The sequence below is a fragment of the Kitasatospora sp. NPDC032757 genome, assembly GCF_055579305.1.
In genome coordinates this window covers 95825-112458 of sequence record NZ_JBVINN010000018.1, presented here as the reverse complement: position 1 = coordinate 112458, position 16634 = coordinate 95825, and the positions used below count along the sequence as shown (strand labels likewise).

Genomic DNA, 16634 nt, shown 5'->3' with positions numbered 1-16634 from the left:
TACCCGGTCACCAGGCCGGGTAGCGGCCGCCGAGCGCCGGGTGGGCCGGCTCCCGGCTGCCGAACAGCACCAGCAGGTCGTCCGCCACCCGCAGCAGCGTCTCGTTGCCCTCCACCGCCTCGGTCCAGGCGGCCGGCAGGGCGGCGGCGCCGTAGGCCGCGCCGACCAGGTTGCCGCAGACCGCGCCCGTGGAGTCGCTGTCCCCGGAGTGGTTCACCGAGAGCAGCAGCGCCGTCCGGGCCGGGTCGGGCTCGGAGCCGGCGGCCAGCAGGCAGTACACCGCGATGGCCAGGCACTCCTCGGCGATCCAGCCGAGCCCGACCCGCTCCACCGCCTCCGCCGACGGCTCGGACTCCTCGGCCACCCGGACCGCCCGGGCCAGCGCCTGGACGGTCTCCTTGGACGCCGGCCACTCCCGGGTCTGGTCGACGGTCTGCCCGACCGCCGCCCACGGCTCCACCCCGTCCGCCAGCCGCTCCACCAGCGCCGCGAACGCGCCCGCCGCCAGGTAGCCGGTCGGGTGCCCGTGGGTGAGCTGCGCGCACTGCGCGGCCAGCCCGAAGGACTGCTCGGCGCCCAGCCGGGCCAGCCCGAACGGCGCCGAACGCATCACCGTGCCGCAGCCCTTGGAGTGCGCGTTGATCGGCCCCGGCTGCCCGAACGGTGCCGGCGCCTGGAACTCCGGGTGGTACGACATCCCGCTCAGGCAGGCGTTGCCCGGCGCCCGCCGTGCGTACAGGAACGGCTGGCGCAGCAGCCAGCCGTCGTACGGGCGGGGGAGCGGATGCTGGTCCGGCGCGCCCTGGCTCTGGGTGAGCAGCCAGCGCCGGTAGGCGCCGTGGACGGCCTCCGGGACGGAGCCGCCGCCGCCCGACCAGCCCCGGACGAAGCCGCGGATCAGGCCCTCGGCGGTGAACAGCGTCATCTGGGTGTCGTCGGTGACCTCGGCGATCCGGCCGCCGGACGGCAGTCCGGTCACGCCGGCCGGGCCGTGCTGCTCACGGATCTGGTACAGCTGCTGGAACTCCACCGGCCAGCCCAGGGCGTCCCCGACCGCTCCGCCGAGCAGCGCCCCGCGCACCCGGTCCGGGTACCCCGACTCCGTCACCGCCACCGTTCCCCCTCGCGTCTACCGGAGTCCGTTCTATCAGGCCCGGCCGCTCCCGCCCCGCCCGTCCCCGCCAGTGGCGGGACGCCCTACGACCGGATCTCGCCGGCCCGGCCGTGCAGGGCGGCCCGGTCGGCGGCCGCGCGGCCCGCCGCCCAGCCCTCTCCGTCGCTCACCCGGACCCGCTGCGAGACCAGCTTCGGGAACATCCGCCCGCCCTGCTGGTCCACCGCCTCGGTCCGGGCCGCGAGCGCCGGCAGCAGCCGCTCGTCCGGTACCAGCTGCTCCGCGGTGCCGTCCTCGCGCAGGTGCCGGCCGGCCGCCGCGTCGCTGGTCGCCTGCTCGGTGGCGGCGATCAGCCGCTCGCGGATCCGGGCCGCGTACGCCACCAGGAAGGAGTGCCGGAACGCCTTGGTGCGCGAGGCACCGTCCAGGTGCTGGCGCGAGCCGGCCTTGTTCATCGCGTGCGTCGCCTGCACCAGCAGCGAGGTGTAGAGCAGCTCGACGCCGTCGAGGTCCCCGTCGAAGCCGATGATGGTGCAGAAGCCGAACTCCTTCGCCCAGACCACCCGGCACCGGTTGGCCGCCGCCACCGCGTCCAGCAGCATCGTCTTCGGGCCCTCGTACGGGTTGTCCACACCGATCCGCAGCGACGCCGGGGCGTTGCGGTCGGCGGCCGCGACGGCGAGCAGGGCATCGTCGATGCTGTGCTGCGCCATCAGCTGCTGGGCCTTGGCGGTCAGTGCCTCGGCCTCCTCCGGGTACTCGGTGGACTCGGCCTTCGCCAGCAGCGCCCGGATCCGGGAGAGCATCCGCGGTTCACCCGGCACCGGGCCGGACGACGACCGGTGCGTCCCGGGCCCGCCCCCGGCCCGGCCGGGAGGCACCCCCTGGCCGGGCGCCGGGCCGACCGGCGCGATCGGGGGCAGCCGGCCCCAGGACCGCAGCAGCTCCAGCACCGCCGTGGCCAGCGCGAAGCGGTCCAGCCGGTGCCGGTGCGCGAAGGCGGCGAGGTAGGCCTCGTCGCCCTGCCACCAGACCTGGGCCTCCAGCTCGCGCAGCTGCTCCTGCCAGCGCCGGTCCGGCGCGGCCGCCGGGTGGCGCCGCCCCTCGGCGGCGATCAGGTCGAGCGCGAGCGCCAGGTGCACCGGCTTCAGCTCCCGCCGCACCACCCGGGCCAGGTCGGCCGGCCGCCACCCCGCCGACCAGCACCGTCCGACCGCGGTGTCCGCGTACCCCAGCAGCGCCCGGCTCACCGCCGGCCACTGGCCCGGCGAGGCGGCCAGCAGCGAGGCCCCGGTGTCCAGCGCCAGGTCCAGCCGCTCCTGCGGCGCCGTCAGCACCGCGGCCACCGCCTGCGCCAGCAGCGGTCCGGCGCCCCCGTCCGCCCCGGCCTGCCCCTGCTGCCTGCCCTTGCCCACGGTGTAGCCCGCTCTCCTCGTACCCGCCCTGCGGTCAGGACAGCCTCCCGCCCATGATGCCGGAGCGCCCGGCCCCACGACGGGGACCGGGCGCTCCGTGGCAGCCCGCGCGGGCTGCCGTCAGCGTTCGACCGTCTTGGCGAGGATCTCCGGGATGCGCTCCAGCAGGCGGCCGGCGGCGAGGCGGACACCGAGGAAGGCGACCAGCGCGCCGTAGAGCGGACCGAGCAGGACGACCGGCCAGGCCGGGCCGTCGGTGGCCAGGGCCCAGCCGAGGTAGCCGGCGACCGGGGCGCTGACCAGCACGGCGCCGAACATCGAGCCGAAGCTGTTCAGCAGCACCAGGCCACCCTGGCCGGGGGCCGCGTTGCGCATCGGGTTGTTGTCGGCCGGCATGGTGTACGGCGCCAGCACGCTGAGCACCGCGCCGATCGCGATGCCGCTGCCGAGCAGGCCGAAGGCCAGGCCGAGCGCCGCCGGCAGGCCGGCCCAGTCGCCGGTGACGACGGCCAGCACCAGCCCCAGCACGAGGGTGACCGGCACCGCGTACGCGAGCACCGCGAACGCCCGCCCGCGGAGCTCCTCCCGGGCGTCGGCGGGGGTGAGCAGGGTGGCGGCGACCATCCAGAACGCCGAGCCGTCCATGCCGAACAGGTTGAGCATCTGCAGGCCGAGGAACATCCCGGTGGCCGACACCAGGTAGACGCTCGCCCAGCCCTGGACCACCGACAGCACGCAGATCACCAGGGTCATCCCGATGCTGGTGAAGACGGCGGCCTTGGCCCGCGGCTCCCGCCAGGCGTACCGGAGGTGGCGCTGCATCACCGCGCCGGTCCGGCCCCCGGGCAGGAAGCCCCAGCCGCGCGAGGACTGCACGCCGCGCGCCACCTCCAGGGTGGAGGCGTCCGCGGTGACCATCAGCTGCTGGAGGCTGCCACGCCACCAGCGCAGCAGCAGCGCCAGCAGCGCGGCCGCCGCCGCCAGCTGGAGCACCGCGAGGCCGTAGCGGCCCTCGCCGGCGGTGCGGGAGGCGTCCAGTGCGCTGACCGGCGGCACCCAGCGCAGTACCGAGGCGATCGGCTTCAGCGGGCTGAGGTCGAGTCGGTCGCCGGGCCGGCCGAAGACGCTCTGAAAGCCGACGTTGGCGGCCTGGCCCAGCAGTGCGAAGAGCAGACCGCCGAAGATCGCGAAGTCCTTGCCGCGCCGGCTGGAGAGCAGCCGGGCGTTGCCCGCCGCGACCGAGCGGGAGAGCGTCACCAGGCTGAGCACGGTCAGCGGGACCCCGACCACGGCGACCACGGCCGAGGCGGGCCCGTCGGCGCCGGCGATCGCCGCGCCGGTGAGCAGCACCAGCGCGATCAGCGGCCCGGGCCCGATCAGCGCGGCCAGCACCGAGCCGCGCAGCAGCGGCCCGGGGCGCAGCGGCAGCATGGTGAGCCGGGTGGGGTCGGAGCTCTCGTCGCTGGAGAACAGGAAGAGCGGCAGTGCGGCCCAGCTGAGGGTGAGCACGCCGGCGAGCATCACCGCCGCGTCACCGGCGCCGTCGAAGCGGCCCAGGAAGGCGAGGGCCACCGCCAGCCCGGTGGCGAACAGCAGGCCGACCACCGTGCCGATGACGTAGAGGGCGGCCCGGCCGCGGCTGCGCCGCAGCCCGTTGCGGAGCAGCCGGAGCTTGAGCGCGACGAGCGCGCGGACGACCGTCCGCCCGTCGGGCACCGCGGTGCGGGCCGCGCGGAGGCCGGTGGCCTGGGAGGTCACTGCCCGCCCCCGAGCCAGCCGAGCGCCTGGCCGTCGTCCTCGCGGACGCCGATCAGCGCGAGGAACGCCTCGTGCAGGCTGTGCTCGCCGCGGACGGCGTCCAGCGGACCCTGGGCGATCACCCGGCCGGCGTTGACCACGGCGACCCAGTCGCAGAGCTGCTCGACCAGCTCCATGACGTGGCTGGAGAACACGACGGTGGAGCCGGCCGCGGCGTACCGCTTGAGCACCCCGCGGATGGTCTGGGCGGACACCGGGTCGACGCCCTCGAAGGGCTCGTCGAGGAAGAGCACGTCCGGGTTGTGCAGCAGCGCGGCGGCCAGGCCGATCTTCTTGCGCATGCCGGTGGAGTAGTCGGCGACCAGCTTGTCGGCGTCGCCGGCCAGGTCGAGGACGGCCAGCAGCTCCTCGGCCCGGCGGTCCACCTCGGCGCCGGGCAGGCCGCGCAGCCGTCCGTTGTACTGCAGCAGCTCGCGGCCGCTCAGCCGCTCGAACATCCGCAGGCCCTCGGGCAGGATGCCGATCCGGGCCTTGACCGCGACCGGGTCGCCCCAGACGTCGGCGCCGTGGATCAGCACGGTGCCCTGGTCGGGCCGGAGCAGCCCGGTGACCATCGACAGGGTGGTGGTCTTGCCGGCACCGTTCGGGCCGACCAGCCCGATGAACGCGCCGGCCGGCAGCTCCAGGCTCAGCCCGGCCACCGCGGCCTGGTCACCGAAGCGCTTCCACAGCCCCTGGATGCTCACCGCCGCGGGGGCGCCGGACGCGGGGGCGGGGGACGGTGGCGGCGCTGACGCCTGCATGATGGCCTTCTCTGCGGTGGTAGGGGTGGTCCGGGCGACAGCCTGCCACTGCCCGGACGGGGCTGTCGCGCCGCGGGTGATCTTCGGCGTGTCTAGGCCGGACGGGTGAGTCCGCGGAGGCGGCCGGAGCCCGTCGCGAGAACACGGAGGCGGGCCGGAGCCCGTCGCGAAAAATGGCAACGAAGAAACCGGCAACTACTCAGCGCCCCGGTTCGTCCTGCAGTATGAGAGACAGTGAGCGCAGCGTGCGCCGGGTGTCGGAGGTGGCGGATGGCGGTTCAGCCGTGGGGCGAGAAGACCCCCGGGTACGGGGGCCCGCCGCCGCAGGCGCCGTCCGGCCCGTACGCCAGGTCGTGGCCGCCCGCTCAGGTGCAGCAGCCGCAGATGCACCAGTCCCAGATGCGGGCGGCGCACACCGACCGGGACCGCACGGTCGACGTGCTGAAGGCCGCGTACGCCGAGGGCCGCCTCACGGCCGACGAGTACGGCCAGCGCTTCGAGGCGGCGAGCGCCGCACAGACGTACGGCGAGCTCACCCGGCTGGTGGCCGACCTGCCGTCCGGCCCGATGGTGACGCCGATGTCGCTGACCGGCCAGGTGCCGCCCACCTTCCTGCCGCCGCCCGTCCTGCCCCCGGCGCGGCCGACCAACAGCATGGCCGTGACGTCCCTGGTGCTCGGCGTGCTCGGGCTGGGGCTGCCCGCCGTGATCACCGGCCACATCGCCAAGAGCCAGATCCGCGAGCGCAACGAGGACGGCGACGGGATGGCCACGGTCGGCCTGATCTTCGGCTATCTCGGATCGCTGGCCTGGACCCTGCTGATGCTGGTCGTGCTCGCCGCGGGGTGACCCGGGACCGGCTACCGGGAGTGCACGATCCCGGGCCGCTCCCGGCAGCGGGTCCCTTCCCCGCCGCCGTGCCGACGGCCGGATCGCCCCCCGGCAGGCGGGGGAGCGACCGGCCGAATGGACGAGCCACACGTGAACCCCTGGGCAGTCGGGCCATAGGATTCCCGGAGCAACTGCCCCGGAGCCCGCACCGGGACCCCCGCCTTCCGCGGTCGGCCGGAGAGGTGGTGGCCGGGAGAGCCGGCCGGGGTATCGACCAGCCGAGGGACCAGTCCAGTGACAGTCAGTGACGAGGGCGCCAGCGGGCTCTCCCTGACCGCTGCGCGTGCCCGGACGGCGGTGCCGGCCCGGCGGCACCGGACGGACGGCTTACCGCCGGCCGCGTCACCGTTCCTGCCGGCCGCAGAGGCGGCCGTCGCCTTCCTGGCGGCGCTGGTGCTGCCGCTGATGGCGGGCGGCTTCGACCTCGACCCGCTCGACCGGATCGCCCAGGTGAGCGGCCTCGCGGCGCTCCAGTTCCGGTTCGCCCTGATCGGCCTGGCCCTGCTCGCGCTGACCGTCCTCGCGCTGCGACTGCGGGCCGGCCGCCACTTCGACCTGGTCACCCGCTTCACCGCCGCCGCGGTGGCCGGCCTCGCGAGCGGCTTCGTCGCGGCGGGCGCCGTCGTCGCCCTGCTCGGCACCCCGTGGCCGATGTTCGGCCTCAACGGCGACAGCGGACGGATCGTCGAGTGGGCCCACGCGGTCGCGAACGGGCAGCCCTCCGGCTCGCCGGTGTATCCGCCGCTGCCGCTCTACACCCTGGGCTACTACGCCGAGTGGTTCCACGGCGGCAACACCGCGTACGCCTTCAAGGACCTGCAGATCCTGGGCACGGCCGCGTTCGGCCCGCTGGTGTACCTGGCCTGGCGGATGCTGCTCAGCCCGGTGCGCGCGCTGGCCTTCGGCGTGCTGCCGGCCTTCGCGCTGATCGACGCCTACAAGCCGTACAGCCCGACCGTGCTGGTCCTGCTGGTCCCGGTGCTGGTCGCGGTGGTGGTCGAGCTGCACCGCAGCGGGACGGCGGCCCGGCGGCCGGTACTGCTCAAGGCGGCCGGCTTCGGTGCGGCCCTGGGCGTGTTGTTCCTCACCTACTCGGGCTGGTTCCTGTGGAGCGCGGCGGGCGTGGCGGTCGCGGCGCTGGTCCACTTCCCGTGGCGGAGCGGCCGGGCCAGGGGCCTGGCCTTCGTCGGTGTCACCGCCGCGGCCTTCCTGGCCGTCGCGGGCCGCTACCTGTTCACCCTGCTGACGGAGGGGCAGGACGCCAGGGACTCCAGCTTCCGCTTCGACAACTTCACCGACCCGGCGTACTTCCTGATGTGGCGTACCGACATGCCGGGCACGGTGGGCGAATGGCCGCCGCCGGGCGAGTTCGGCGGCCTGGGACTGTTCGCCGTGGTGATGTTCCTCTGCCTGGGTGCCGCGCTCTGGCTCGGCCTGGGCAGGCCGCTGGTGGTCACCGTCTGCTGCATGTTCGCCAGCGCCTGGCTGACGCGGATGTACATCGCCTCGCGCACGTACGAGACACACACCGTCCAGCTCTACACCCGCACCGACAACCAGCTGCTTTACTGCGGTCTGGTCATCTGTGCCCTGGTGGCGCACCTGGTGTCCCTGAGGCCGGCCTGGCGCCGCGCGCAGGCCGGCGGGCTCGCGGGGCCCGTCGGGGGCCCGGCCTCCGGTGACGCTCTGCCGAACCCGCGCGCCGCAGTGGTCGGCGCGCTGTTCGCCCTGCTGTTCCTGTTCGGTACCGTCTCTTCGTCGATGGCGGACCGCTACATGCCGGCCAAGGAGAACTCCTACCGCATCCTGCCGTGGGTGTCGCATACCGTGCAGAAGCTGGACGGCGGCTGCCCGAAGTTCGCCCCCGGCGGCACGTGCTCGAAGGACGGCGACCAGTCTTGGTCCACCATGGTCCGGTGACCGGCTCCCGGCTTGTCCCGACCGACCTGAACTCCCGGAGACCCAGCACCCGATGATGAACGCCCTGAAGCGGCTTGCCGACCGGCTCGCCACGACGCCGAGACGGCTCTGGGCCGTGTCCTTCGCCCTGTTCTTCGCGCTCGGCGCGTCCTGGTCGATGTCCACCCCGATCGGGGCCTCGCCGGACGAGCACGCGCACATCATCAGGGCCGCCGCCGTCGCCCGCGGCCAGATCGAGGGCCGCGAGGTGATGGTCCCGCACGCGGTCGCCGGCATCGAGGGCAAGTTCGCCGAGACCGGGGTGATGCTCCCGAAGTTCTACCAGGACCTCAAGGACGTCAACGCCTGCTACGTCTTCCAGCCGGAGGTCCCGGCCGACTGCGCCCCGAAGCTGAGGGACACGGGGACCGAGACGCAGGTGACCACCGCGGCGGGCCGCTACAACCCGGCCTACTACCTGGCCGTCGGCTGGCCCGGCCTCCTGGTGTCCGGCGAGGGCGGGATCTACCTGATGCGGCTGATGTCGGCGCTGGTCTGCGCCGGGCTGCTGGCCAGCGCGGTGGTCTCGGCCGCGGAGTGGCGCCGCCGCTCCGTCCCGCTGCTCGGCGTGATGGCGTCCGCCACTCCGATGGCCCTGTTCATGTCCGGCATGGTCAACCCCAGCGGCCCGGAGATCGCGGCCGGCATCCTGGCCTGGAGCGCCGGACTGCCGATACTCATGGTGCCGGACCCGGCCCTGCTGACCCGCCGGCTGGGCCGGCTGGGCATCGGCGCGATCGTGCTGATCAGCATCCGGCCGCTGGGCCTGATCTGGTTCGCCGGCGCGCTGTTCTTCGCCCTGCTGCTGCAGGAGCGCGGAGCCCTGCGCCAGGTGCTGCGCCGCCGCTCGGCCTGGCTCTGGGCCACTGCCATCGCCGCCGCCACGGTCGGCGCGATGGCCTGGTCCTCCCAGCATCCCGACCGCTCCGTCATCGAGACGCCGGACAGCCTCACCGCGTTGAAGGCGGCCCGGTGGACCTTCGACAGCACCCTCATCTGGGTCCACCAGATGATCGGCCAGTTCGGCTGGCTGGACGCCCCGTCGCCGGCCGCGACGCTGCTGCTCTGGACCGGGATCGTGGTGATGCTGGGACTGCTGGCGCTCTGCTTCGCCCGCTTCCGCGAGGCGCTCGCGCTCGTGGGCGGGCTGGCCGGCATCGTCGTGATCCCGGTGGCCGCCCAGGCCATGCAGGCGAGCACGCTGGGCCTGATCTGGCAGGGCCGCTACCTGCTGCCCTTCGCGGTGGGTCTGCCGATCATGGCCACCGTGATCCTGGCCCGGCAGTCGTGGCGGCCTGGGATGCCGTGGCGCCGGCTGCTGCTGCTCTCCTCCTTCGCCCTCGCGCTCGCGAACGCGGCGGCCTTCGTCTGGGCGCTGCGCCGCAACACCGTCGGCACCACCGGATCGTTCTTCCTCCACCCGGCGATGTGGGCGCCGCCCGGCGGCTGGCCGCTCTGGGTGGTCGTCTACACGGCGGCGGCCCTGGTCCTGGCCCTGCTGGTGGTGGTGACCGACCGGGAGGAACCGTCGCAGCAGGCCGCGGCGGGGGCGGGCGCGCGCGGTGACCGGGCCGGGCGCGGGCGGCACCGTCCGCTCGCGGCGATACCGGCGGACGCGTAGGGTCGGGAGTGCGGACGTCCCGGATGTGTGGTAGAGGGAACGGGAGCCCCCGGCACCTTGGCCGCACCTCCGTCCCGACGGCCGCGACCTGCGGCGTTGCATTTGTTTTGACCGAGCCCGATGCGCTAGGTACGCTCTGACCTTGTGCCTGGGGTGTCCCCGGGTCCTTGTGCGTGCATGCACACCGGTCGCCGCGCCAAGCCGGAGCGCCTTTTCGGCGCGCCGCGCGTGAGCGCCGTCGCTGTACAGCAGCCCATGGGATTCCGTACCGGAATAAGCCCAACACACCCGACCGCGTGGGTCGACCACGGGGCCGTGTGCGACGGGAACACCGCAGGTTAGTTCCACCAAGCCTTGGCACACAGAAAACGGAGAAACGGTGCCTACGATCCAGCAGCTGGTCCGAAAGGGCCGGCAGGACAAGGTCGAGAAGAACAAGACTCCCGCGCTGAAGGGTTCCCCGCAGCGTCGTGGGGTCTGCACGCGTGTGTACACGACCACCCCGAAGAAGCCGAACTCGGCGCTTCGCAAGGTCGCCCGTGTGCGCCTCACCAGCGGGATCGAGGTCACCGCTTACATTCCGGGCGAGGGCCACAACCTGCAGGAGCACTCCATCGTGCTGGTGCGCGGTGGTCGTGTGAAGGACCTTCCTGGTGTCCGCTACAAGATCATCCGCGGTTCGCTTGACACCCAGGGTGTCAAGAACCGCAAGCAGGCTCGCAGCCGCTACGGCGCCAAGAAGGAGAAGTAAGAATGCCTCGTAAGGGCCCCGCCCCGAAGCGCCCGGTCATCATCGACCCGGTTTACGGCTCCCCGGTCGTCACCCAGCTGGTCAACAAGATCCTGCTGCACGGCAAGCGCTCCACCGCCGAGCGGATCGTCTACGGCGCCCTCGAGGGCGTCCGTGAGAAGACCGGCTCCGACCCCGTCGTGACGCTGAAGCGCGCGCTGGAGAACGTCAAGCCGGCCCTCGAGGTCAAGTCCCGCCGTGTCGGTGGCGCGACCTACCAGGTTCCGGTCGAGGTCCGTCCGGGCCGCGCCAGCACCCTGGCGCTGCGCTGGATGGTCGGTTACTCCCGCGCCCGTCGCGAGAAGACCATGACCGAGCGCCTGATGAACGAGATCCTCGACGCCAGCAACGGCCTGGGCGCTTCCGTGAAGCGTCGCGAGGACACCCACAAGATGGCCGAGTCCAACAAGGCCTTCGCGCACTACCGCTGGTAGTCCCAACCCCGTCACTAGACAGAGAGAGAACGAGCCACCATGGCTGCAACCTCCCTTGACCTCGCCAGGGTCCGCAACATCGGGATCATGGCGCACATCGACGCGGGCAAGACCACCACCACCGAGCGGATCCTGTTCTACACCGGTGTCTCGTACAAGATCGGTGAGGTCCACGATGGCGCTGCCACCATGGACTGGATGGAGCAGGAGCAGGAGCGCGGCATCACGATCACGTCGGCCGCGACGACCTGTCACTGGACGCTCGACGGCGTTGACAACACGATCAACATCATCGACACCCCGGGTCACGTCGACTTCACCGTCGAGGTGGAGCGTTCGCTGCGCGTCCTCGACGGTGCCGTGACGGTGTTCGACGGTGTCGCCGGTGTCGAGCCCCAGTCCGAGACCGTGTGGCGGCAGGCTGACCGCTACGGCGTCCCGCGCATCTGCTTCATCAACAAGCTGGACCGCACGGGCGCGAACTTCTTCTTCTGCGTCGACACCATCGTGGAGCGCCTCGGCGCGACCCCGCTGGTGATGCAGCTCCCGATCGGTGCCGAGTCGGACTTCCAGGGCGTTGTCGACCTGGTCCGCATGAAGGCGCTGGTCTGGACGGCCGAGGCCGCCAAGGGCGAGATGTACGACATCGTCGACATCCCGGCCGAGCTGGCCGACCAGGCCGCGGAGTACCGCGAGAAGCTGCTGGACACCGTGTCGAACGTCAGCGACGAGGTGATGGAGCTCGCCATGGAGGGCGAGGACGTCCCCCAGGAGCTGCTGATCGCCGCGATCCGCAAGGGCACGCTGAACTCGGACTTCACGCCGATCTTCTGCGGCACCGCCTTCAAGAACAAGGGCGTTCAGCCCCTGCTCGACGCGGTCGTCAACTACCTCCCGTCGCCGCTGGACATCGAGTCCATCGAGGGCACCAAGCCCGGCGACGACACGGTCAAGATCTCCCGCAAGGCGTCGGACGACGAGCCGCTCGCGGCTCTGGCGTTCAAGATCATGTCCGACCCGCACCTCGGCAAGCTCACCTTCGTCCGGATCTACTCCGGGCGCCTTGAGGCCGGCACCGCCGTCCTCAACGCGGTGAAGGGCCGCAAGGAGCGCATCGGCAAGATCTACCGCATGCACGCGAACAAGCGTGAGGAGATCGAGTCGGTGGGCGCCGGCGACATCGTCGCCGTCATGGGTCTCAAGCAGACCACCACCGGCGAGACCCTGAGCGACGAGAAGCACCCGGTCATCCTGGAGTCCATGGACTTCCCGGCCCCGGTCATCCGCGTCGCGATCGAGCCGAAGTCGAAGGGTGACCAGGAGCGTCTGGGCACCGCGATTCAGCGGCTGGCCGAGGAGGACCCGTCCTTCCAGGTCAACACCGACGAGGAGACCGGCCAGACCATCATCGCGGGTATGGGCGAGCTGCACCTCGAGGTGCTGGTCGACCGTATGAAGCGTGAGTTCAAGGTCGAGGCCAACGTCGGCAAGCCGCAGGTCGCGTACCGCGAGACGATCCGCAAGGCCGTCGAGCGCATCGACTTCACGCACAAGAAGCAGACCGGTGGCTCCGGCCAGTTCGCGAAGATCCAGATCGCGATCGAGCCGATCGAGTCCGGCGAGGGCTACGAGTTCGTGAACAAGGTCACCGGTGGCCGCGTTCCGAAGGAGTACATCCCCTCGGTCGACGCCGGTTGCCAGGAGGCCATGGAGTTCGGTGTCCTCGCCGGCTACCCGCTCCAGGGTGTCCGCGTGACGCTGCTCGACGGTGCCTCGCACGACGTCGACTCCTCCGAGCTCGCGTTCAAGATCGCTGGTTCGATGGCCTTCAAGGAGGGCGCTCGCAAGGCGTCCCCGGCTCTGCTGGAGCCGATGATGGCCGTCGAGGTCACCACGCCCGAGGACTACATGGGCGACGTGATCGGCGACATCAACTCTCGCCGTGGCCAGATCCGGTCCATGGACGAGCGTTACGGTGCCCGCGTCGTTTCGGCGCTGGTGCCGCTCTCCGAGATGTTCGGCTACGTCGGTGACCTGCGCAGCAAGACCTCCGGTCGCGCGAGCTACTCGATGCAGTTCGACTCGTACGCCGAGGTTCCGCGGAACGTGGCGGACGACATCATCGCCAAGGCCAAGGGCGAGTAAGGACCGGCGCCAGCCGGCCCCTTACCCGAGGCCGCAGTACGTCCCGACATTCGGGACGATTGCGAACCCTTAGGCTATTAGGAGGCAACCCGGGAGAATCCGGTCGGATTCTCCCGGGTGCCTCCGGCCCCCACCCGCGGGACGGCATGGAGTGCTGCGGCACCCCGTACCCAAACCCGATCAAAGACCAACTGACGTCAGCACGGCGTACAGAACTGTCCTCAGGAGGACTGCAGTGGCGAAGGCGAAGTTCGAGCGGACGAAGCCCCACGTCAACATCGGCACCATCGGTCACATTGACCACGGTAAGACGACCCTTACCGCGGCCATCACCAAGGTGCTGCACGACGCGTACCCGGAGATCAACCCCTTCACGCCGTTCGACCAGATCGACAAGGCGCCGGAGGAGCGGCAGCGCGGTATCACCATCTCGATCGCGCACGTCGAGTACCAGACCGAGGCGCGTCACTACGCCCACGTTGACTGCCCGGGTCACGCGGACTACATCAAGAACATGATCACCGGTGCGGCCCAGATGGACGGTGCGATCCTCGTCGTCGCCGCCACCGACGGCCCGATGCCGCAGACCAAGGAGCACGTCCTCCTGGCCCGCCAGGTCGGCGTCCCCTACATCGTCGTCGCCCTGAACAAGGCCGACATGGTGGACGACGAGGAGATCCTGGAGCTCGTCGAGCTCGAGGTCCGTGAGCTCCTCTCCGAGTACGAGTTCCCGGGCGACGACCTGCCGGTCGTCCGCGTCTCCGCGCTGAAGGCGCTGGAGGGCGACAAGGAGTGGGGCGAGAAGCTCCTCGGCCTGATGCACGCGGTCGACGAGAGCATCCCGACCCCGGCCCGCGCCGTGGACCAGCCGTTCCTGATGCCGATCGAGGACGTCTTCACGATCACCGGTCGTGGCACCGTCGTCACCGGTCGTATCGAGCGTGGCATCCTCAAGGTCAACGAGACTGTCGACATCATCGGCATCAAGGAGACCAAGACCACCACCACGGTCACCGGCATCGAGATGTTCCGCAAGCTGCTCGACGAGGGCCAGGCCGGTGAGAACGTCGGTCTGCTCCTCCGTGGCATCAAGCGCGAGGACGTCGAGCGCGGCCAGGTCATCATCAAGCCCGGTTCGGTCACCCCGCACACCGAGTTCGAGGCCCAGTCCTACATCCTGTCGAAGGACGAGGGTGGTCGTCACACCCCGTTCTTCAACAACTACCGCCCGCAGTTCTACTTCCGTACCACGGACGTGACCGGCGTCGTGACCCTCCCCGAGGGCACCGAGATGGTCATGCCGGGCGACAACACCGCCATGACGGTCGTGCTGATCCAGCCGATCGCCATGGAGGAGGGCCTCAAGTTCGCCATCCGTGAGGGTGGTCGTACCGTCGGCGCCGGCCAGGTCACCAAGATCCTCAAGTAATTGACGATCTGACACTTGACCCCTGGTCAAGGAGGGCTTGGCGGAGATCACTTGATCTCCGCCAAGCCCTCTGTCTTTGGGCGAAAAATTCTTGCTCTATGATCTTTTGGATTAGCCGGAGTAAAGATGGGCGCCCGCGTGTGCCCGATAAAGGGATGGGGACTCAGGGTCTCGATGGAAAGACTCCGTACCATGGCGGCCACGGTTCCCTTGCCCGAGCAACCTGAACGGGGCAGCGCGTCCGGGCCCGTGGACCCCTCCGCCGAGCCGGCCCGCAGCCTCCCCGTTCTGGCCGGCGGCCTGCTGGCCTCCTGGCTCCTTCCGGCCGCGCTGATCGCCACCGGCCTGGGCATTCTGGTGCTGCCGCTGCTGGTGGTGGCGGTCGCCTGCGTGATCCGGGTGGGCGGTGTGCTGCTCGACCGGCTGGTGGCGGCGGCCCTGATCGTCGTCGGCGGGGTGCTGGTCTCCGGCCTGCTGTTCTCGCTCTGGCCGTGGGGTCTCTCCCCGATCCCCACCTCGGGTGTCCTCTTCACCGCCGTGACGCTGACCGGCTGGCTGAGCCGCCGGGCGCCGCGGCTGTCGCTGCGGGTGCGGCCCTCGGACCTCCTGGTACTCGGCACCACCTACGGGCTCTGGCACTACCTGCACCGTCCGCTGGTCGGCAAGGGCCCGGGCTGGCGCCTCGAATTCCTGACCACGGCCGAGGACCGGCTGAACCACTTCTCCTACTTCGTCGGGATCGAGCACGTCGGCGGTTACAACTTCCTTCACCAGGAGGCCGCCAAGGCGTACATGATGTCGCCGGCCGAGGCGGTGTACCCGCAGGGTTCGCACTTCCTGCTGGCCTGGGTCGACGCACTGGTCCGGTCGTCCACGGACCTCGGGTCGACGCTCGACACCATGAACCGCTACCTGCTCTACGTCCTGGCCGCCTACGCCCTGCTGGGCACGGCCCTGGTGTGGGCGGCCCGCTGGATCGGCGGACCGCGACTGCGCGGCTGGCGCACCGCGGCGGTGTGCGGGTCGGTCGCGGCGCTGGTGTTCTCGAGCAACTACACCGACCTCGTCACGCACGGCTTCGACTCGACGATCATCGGCCTGCTGATGGTGGCCGTGACCGTCGCCTTCCTGGTGCGGCCCGCCATGCGGACGCCCGAGTTCGTGGTGGTCGCCGCGCTCGGCCTGATCACCGTCACCTACGTCTACAACCTCTTCGGCGCCGTCGCGGGCGTCGCCGTCCTGGCGGCCCTCGTCGCCCACCGCCGGAGGTTCCGCCGCAAGGCCTGGCTGCTCTACGGCCTGGCCGCCGTGGTCACGCTGGGCCTGGCCGGCCTGCCCAGCGTGGTCTCCGTGCTCTCCAAGCTCGACGTGGCCAGCACCTCCAACCTGGGCGGCCCGAGCGTCGGGGCGGACCGGACGATCCTGGTCGGAGGCCTCCTGCTGGGGCTGCTGGCCGCGGCCGCGCCGACCAACCGGCGGACCGGGACCGGCCAGGCGCACCTGGCGCTGGTGCTCGGCTCCGGCCTGGTCATCGGCGGCTTCGCCTGGTGGCAGATGCACACGATCGGCCATGTGTCGTACTACTTCGAGAAGCTCGCGGGCACCGGCGTGGTGATCGCCCTGGTCTCGCTCGGCGCGGTCGGCCCGCTGCTGCGGACCACGCCGCCGGCCCGGGTGAGCGTGCCGAGGCGCAGGGCGAGCGACGCCGTCCTCTCGGTGCTCTCGGTGGCGACCGCGTTCAGCCTCTTCGCCGGGGTCCAGTGGGGCATGGAGTCGTTCAAGGCCGCGCCCACGGCCTGGCACAACAACTCGCTGATGGCCTGGAGCCGGGGAGATGCCTGGAGCGACATCGGCCCCCGCGACGGTGCCACCGTCATGGAGGACCTCGACGGCATCTCCGGGCCGATGATGGTCCTGTACTCCAACGACGACTACAAGAACCTCAAGTCGACCTGGATCGCCACGCTGCTGCGGGACCGCGGCGGTGACATGCTGCCGCTGTACGAGACCCACTGGGTCAACATCGGCGCGGCCGAGCGTCCGGAGGCGGAGTACCAGGCCGCCCTGGTCCACGTGAGGAAGGCCGCCGAGAAGCTGGGCGAGCCGATGACCGTCGTGGTCGCCGACCAGGCCACCGGTGACCGGATGCGCAAGGACCTCACCGGTTCGGCGCCGCGGATCACCGTGGTGGTCAAGCCCGGCAACAACTGGATCCACCCGTGGAACCGCAGCTTCCCCGGGGACTGACAGTGAGCCCGACGCCCGGCCCGCGAGC

General features: G+C 71.5%; 12 protein-coding genes. 8 read left to right on the top strand and 4 right to left on the bottom strand.

Going from position 1 to position 16634, the window contains the following annotated elements:
* Window positions 1–7: 7 nt before the first annotated feature.
* From ACZ5WK_RS21225 to ACZ5WK_RS21210, 4 genes are all read right to left on the bottom strand, one after another.
* Window positions 8–1108 carry an ADP-ribosylglycohydrolase family protein gene (locus tag ACZ5WK_RS21225; protein ID WP_465548924.1) on the bottom strand — a complete coding sequence of 367 codons (1101 nt, stop codon included), beginning with the start codon at window positions 1106–1108 and terminating at the stop codon, window positions 8–10.
* An 89-nt stretch (window positions 1109–1197) separates the two neighbouring features.
* Complete coding sequence (locus ACZ5WK_RS21220; RefSeq protein WP_465548922.1) at window positions 1198–2529, bottom strand: DUF2786 domain-containing protein; 1332 nt, start codon at window positions 2527–2529, stop codon at window positions 1198–1200.
* A 120-nt stretch (window positions 2530–2649) separates the two neighbouring features.
* The gene (locus tag ACZ5WK_RS21215; RefSeq protein WP_465548920.1) at window positions 2650–4287 is read right to left on the bottom strand and encodes a transporter; all 1638 of its coding nucleotides are present in this window, start codon (window positions 4285–4287) and stop codon (window positions 2650–2652) included.
* The gene (locus tag ACZ5WK_RS21210) at window positions 4284–5090 is read right to left on the bottom strand and encodes an ABC transporter ATP-binding protein (protein WP_465548918.1); all 807 of its coding nucleotides are present in this window, start codon (window positions 5088–5090) and stop codon (window positions 4284–4286) included. Before ACZ5WK_RS21210 ends, ACZ5WK_RS21215 begins: the two co-directional genes overlap by 4 nt.
* Before the next feature lie 270 nt (window positions 5091–5360).
* Between ACZ5WK_RS21210 and ACZ5WK_RS21205 the strand changes: the two genes are divergently transcribed.
* The 8 genes from ACZ5WK_RS21205 (at window position 5361) to ACZ5WK_RS21170 (ending at window position 16606) form a co-directional block, all read left to right on the top strand.
* Window positions 5361–5939: a DUF1707 and DUF4190 domain-containing protein gene (locus ACZ5WK_RS21205; protein WP_465548916.1), complete on the top strand. Its 579-nt coding sequence runs from the start codon at window positions 5361–5363 to the stop codon at window positions 5937–5939.
* Between the two features lie 276 nt (window positions 5940–6215).
* Window positions 6216–7901 (top strand): hypothetical protein, encoded by a 1686-nt coding sequence (locus ACZ5WK_RS21200; RefSeq protein ID WP_465548914.1) that lies wholly within the window; start codon window positions 6216–6218, stop codon window positions 7899–7901.
* A 52-nt stretch (window positions 7902–7953) separates the two neighbouring features.
* Window positions 7954–9561 carry a DUF2142 domain-containing protein gene (locus ACZ5WK_RS21195; protein WP_465548912.1) on the top strand — a complete coding sequence of 536 codons (1608 nt, stop codon included), beginning with the start codon at window positions 7954–7956 and terminating at the stop codon, window positions 9559–9561.
* Window positions 9562–9940: 379 nt separating this feature from the next.
* The gene (rpsL, locus tag ACZ5WK_RS21190) at window positions 9941–10312 is read left to right on the top strand and encodes a 30S ribosomal protein S12 (RefSeq protein ID WP_014144289.1); all 372 of its coding nucleotides are present in this window, start codon (window positions 9941–9943) and stop codon (window positions 10310–10312) included.
* A 2-nt stretch (window positions 10313–10314) separates the two neighbouring features.
* Window positions 10315–10785, top strand: a complete 471-nt coding sequence (gene rpsG, locus ACZ5WK_RS21185) for a 30S ribosomal protein S7 (RefSeq protein WP_030055803.1) — start codon at window positions 10315–10317, stop codon at window positions 10783–10785.
* Between the two features lie 39 nt (window positions 10786–10824).
* Entirely contained in the window at window positions 10825–12930 is a 2106-nt protein-coding gene (fusA, locus tag ACZ5WK_RS21180) for an elongation factor G (protein ID WP_396321474.1), read from the top strand.
* A 235-nt stretch (window positions 12931–13165) separates the two neighbouring features.
* Window positions 13166–14359, top strand: coding sequence for an elongation factor Tu (tuf, locus tag ACZ5WK_RS21175; protein WP_313764195.1), 1194 nt, complete (start codon window positions 13166–13168; stop codon window positions 14357–14359).
* Between the two features lie 192 nt (window positions 14360–14551).
* Complete coding sequence (locus tag ACZ5WK_RS21170) at window positions 14552–16606, top strand: hypothetical protein (protein ID WP_465548909.1); 2055 nt, start codon at window positions 14552–14554, stop codon at window positions 16604–16606.
* Window positions 16607–16634: the final 28 nt, after the last annotated feature.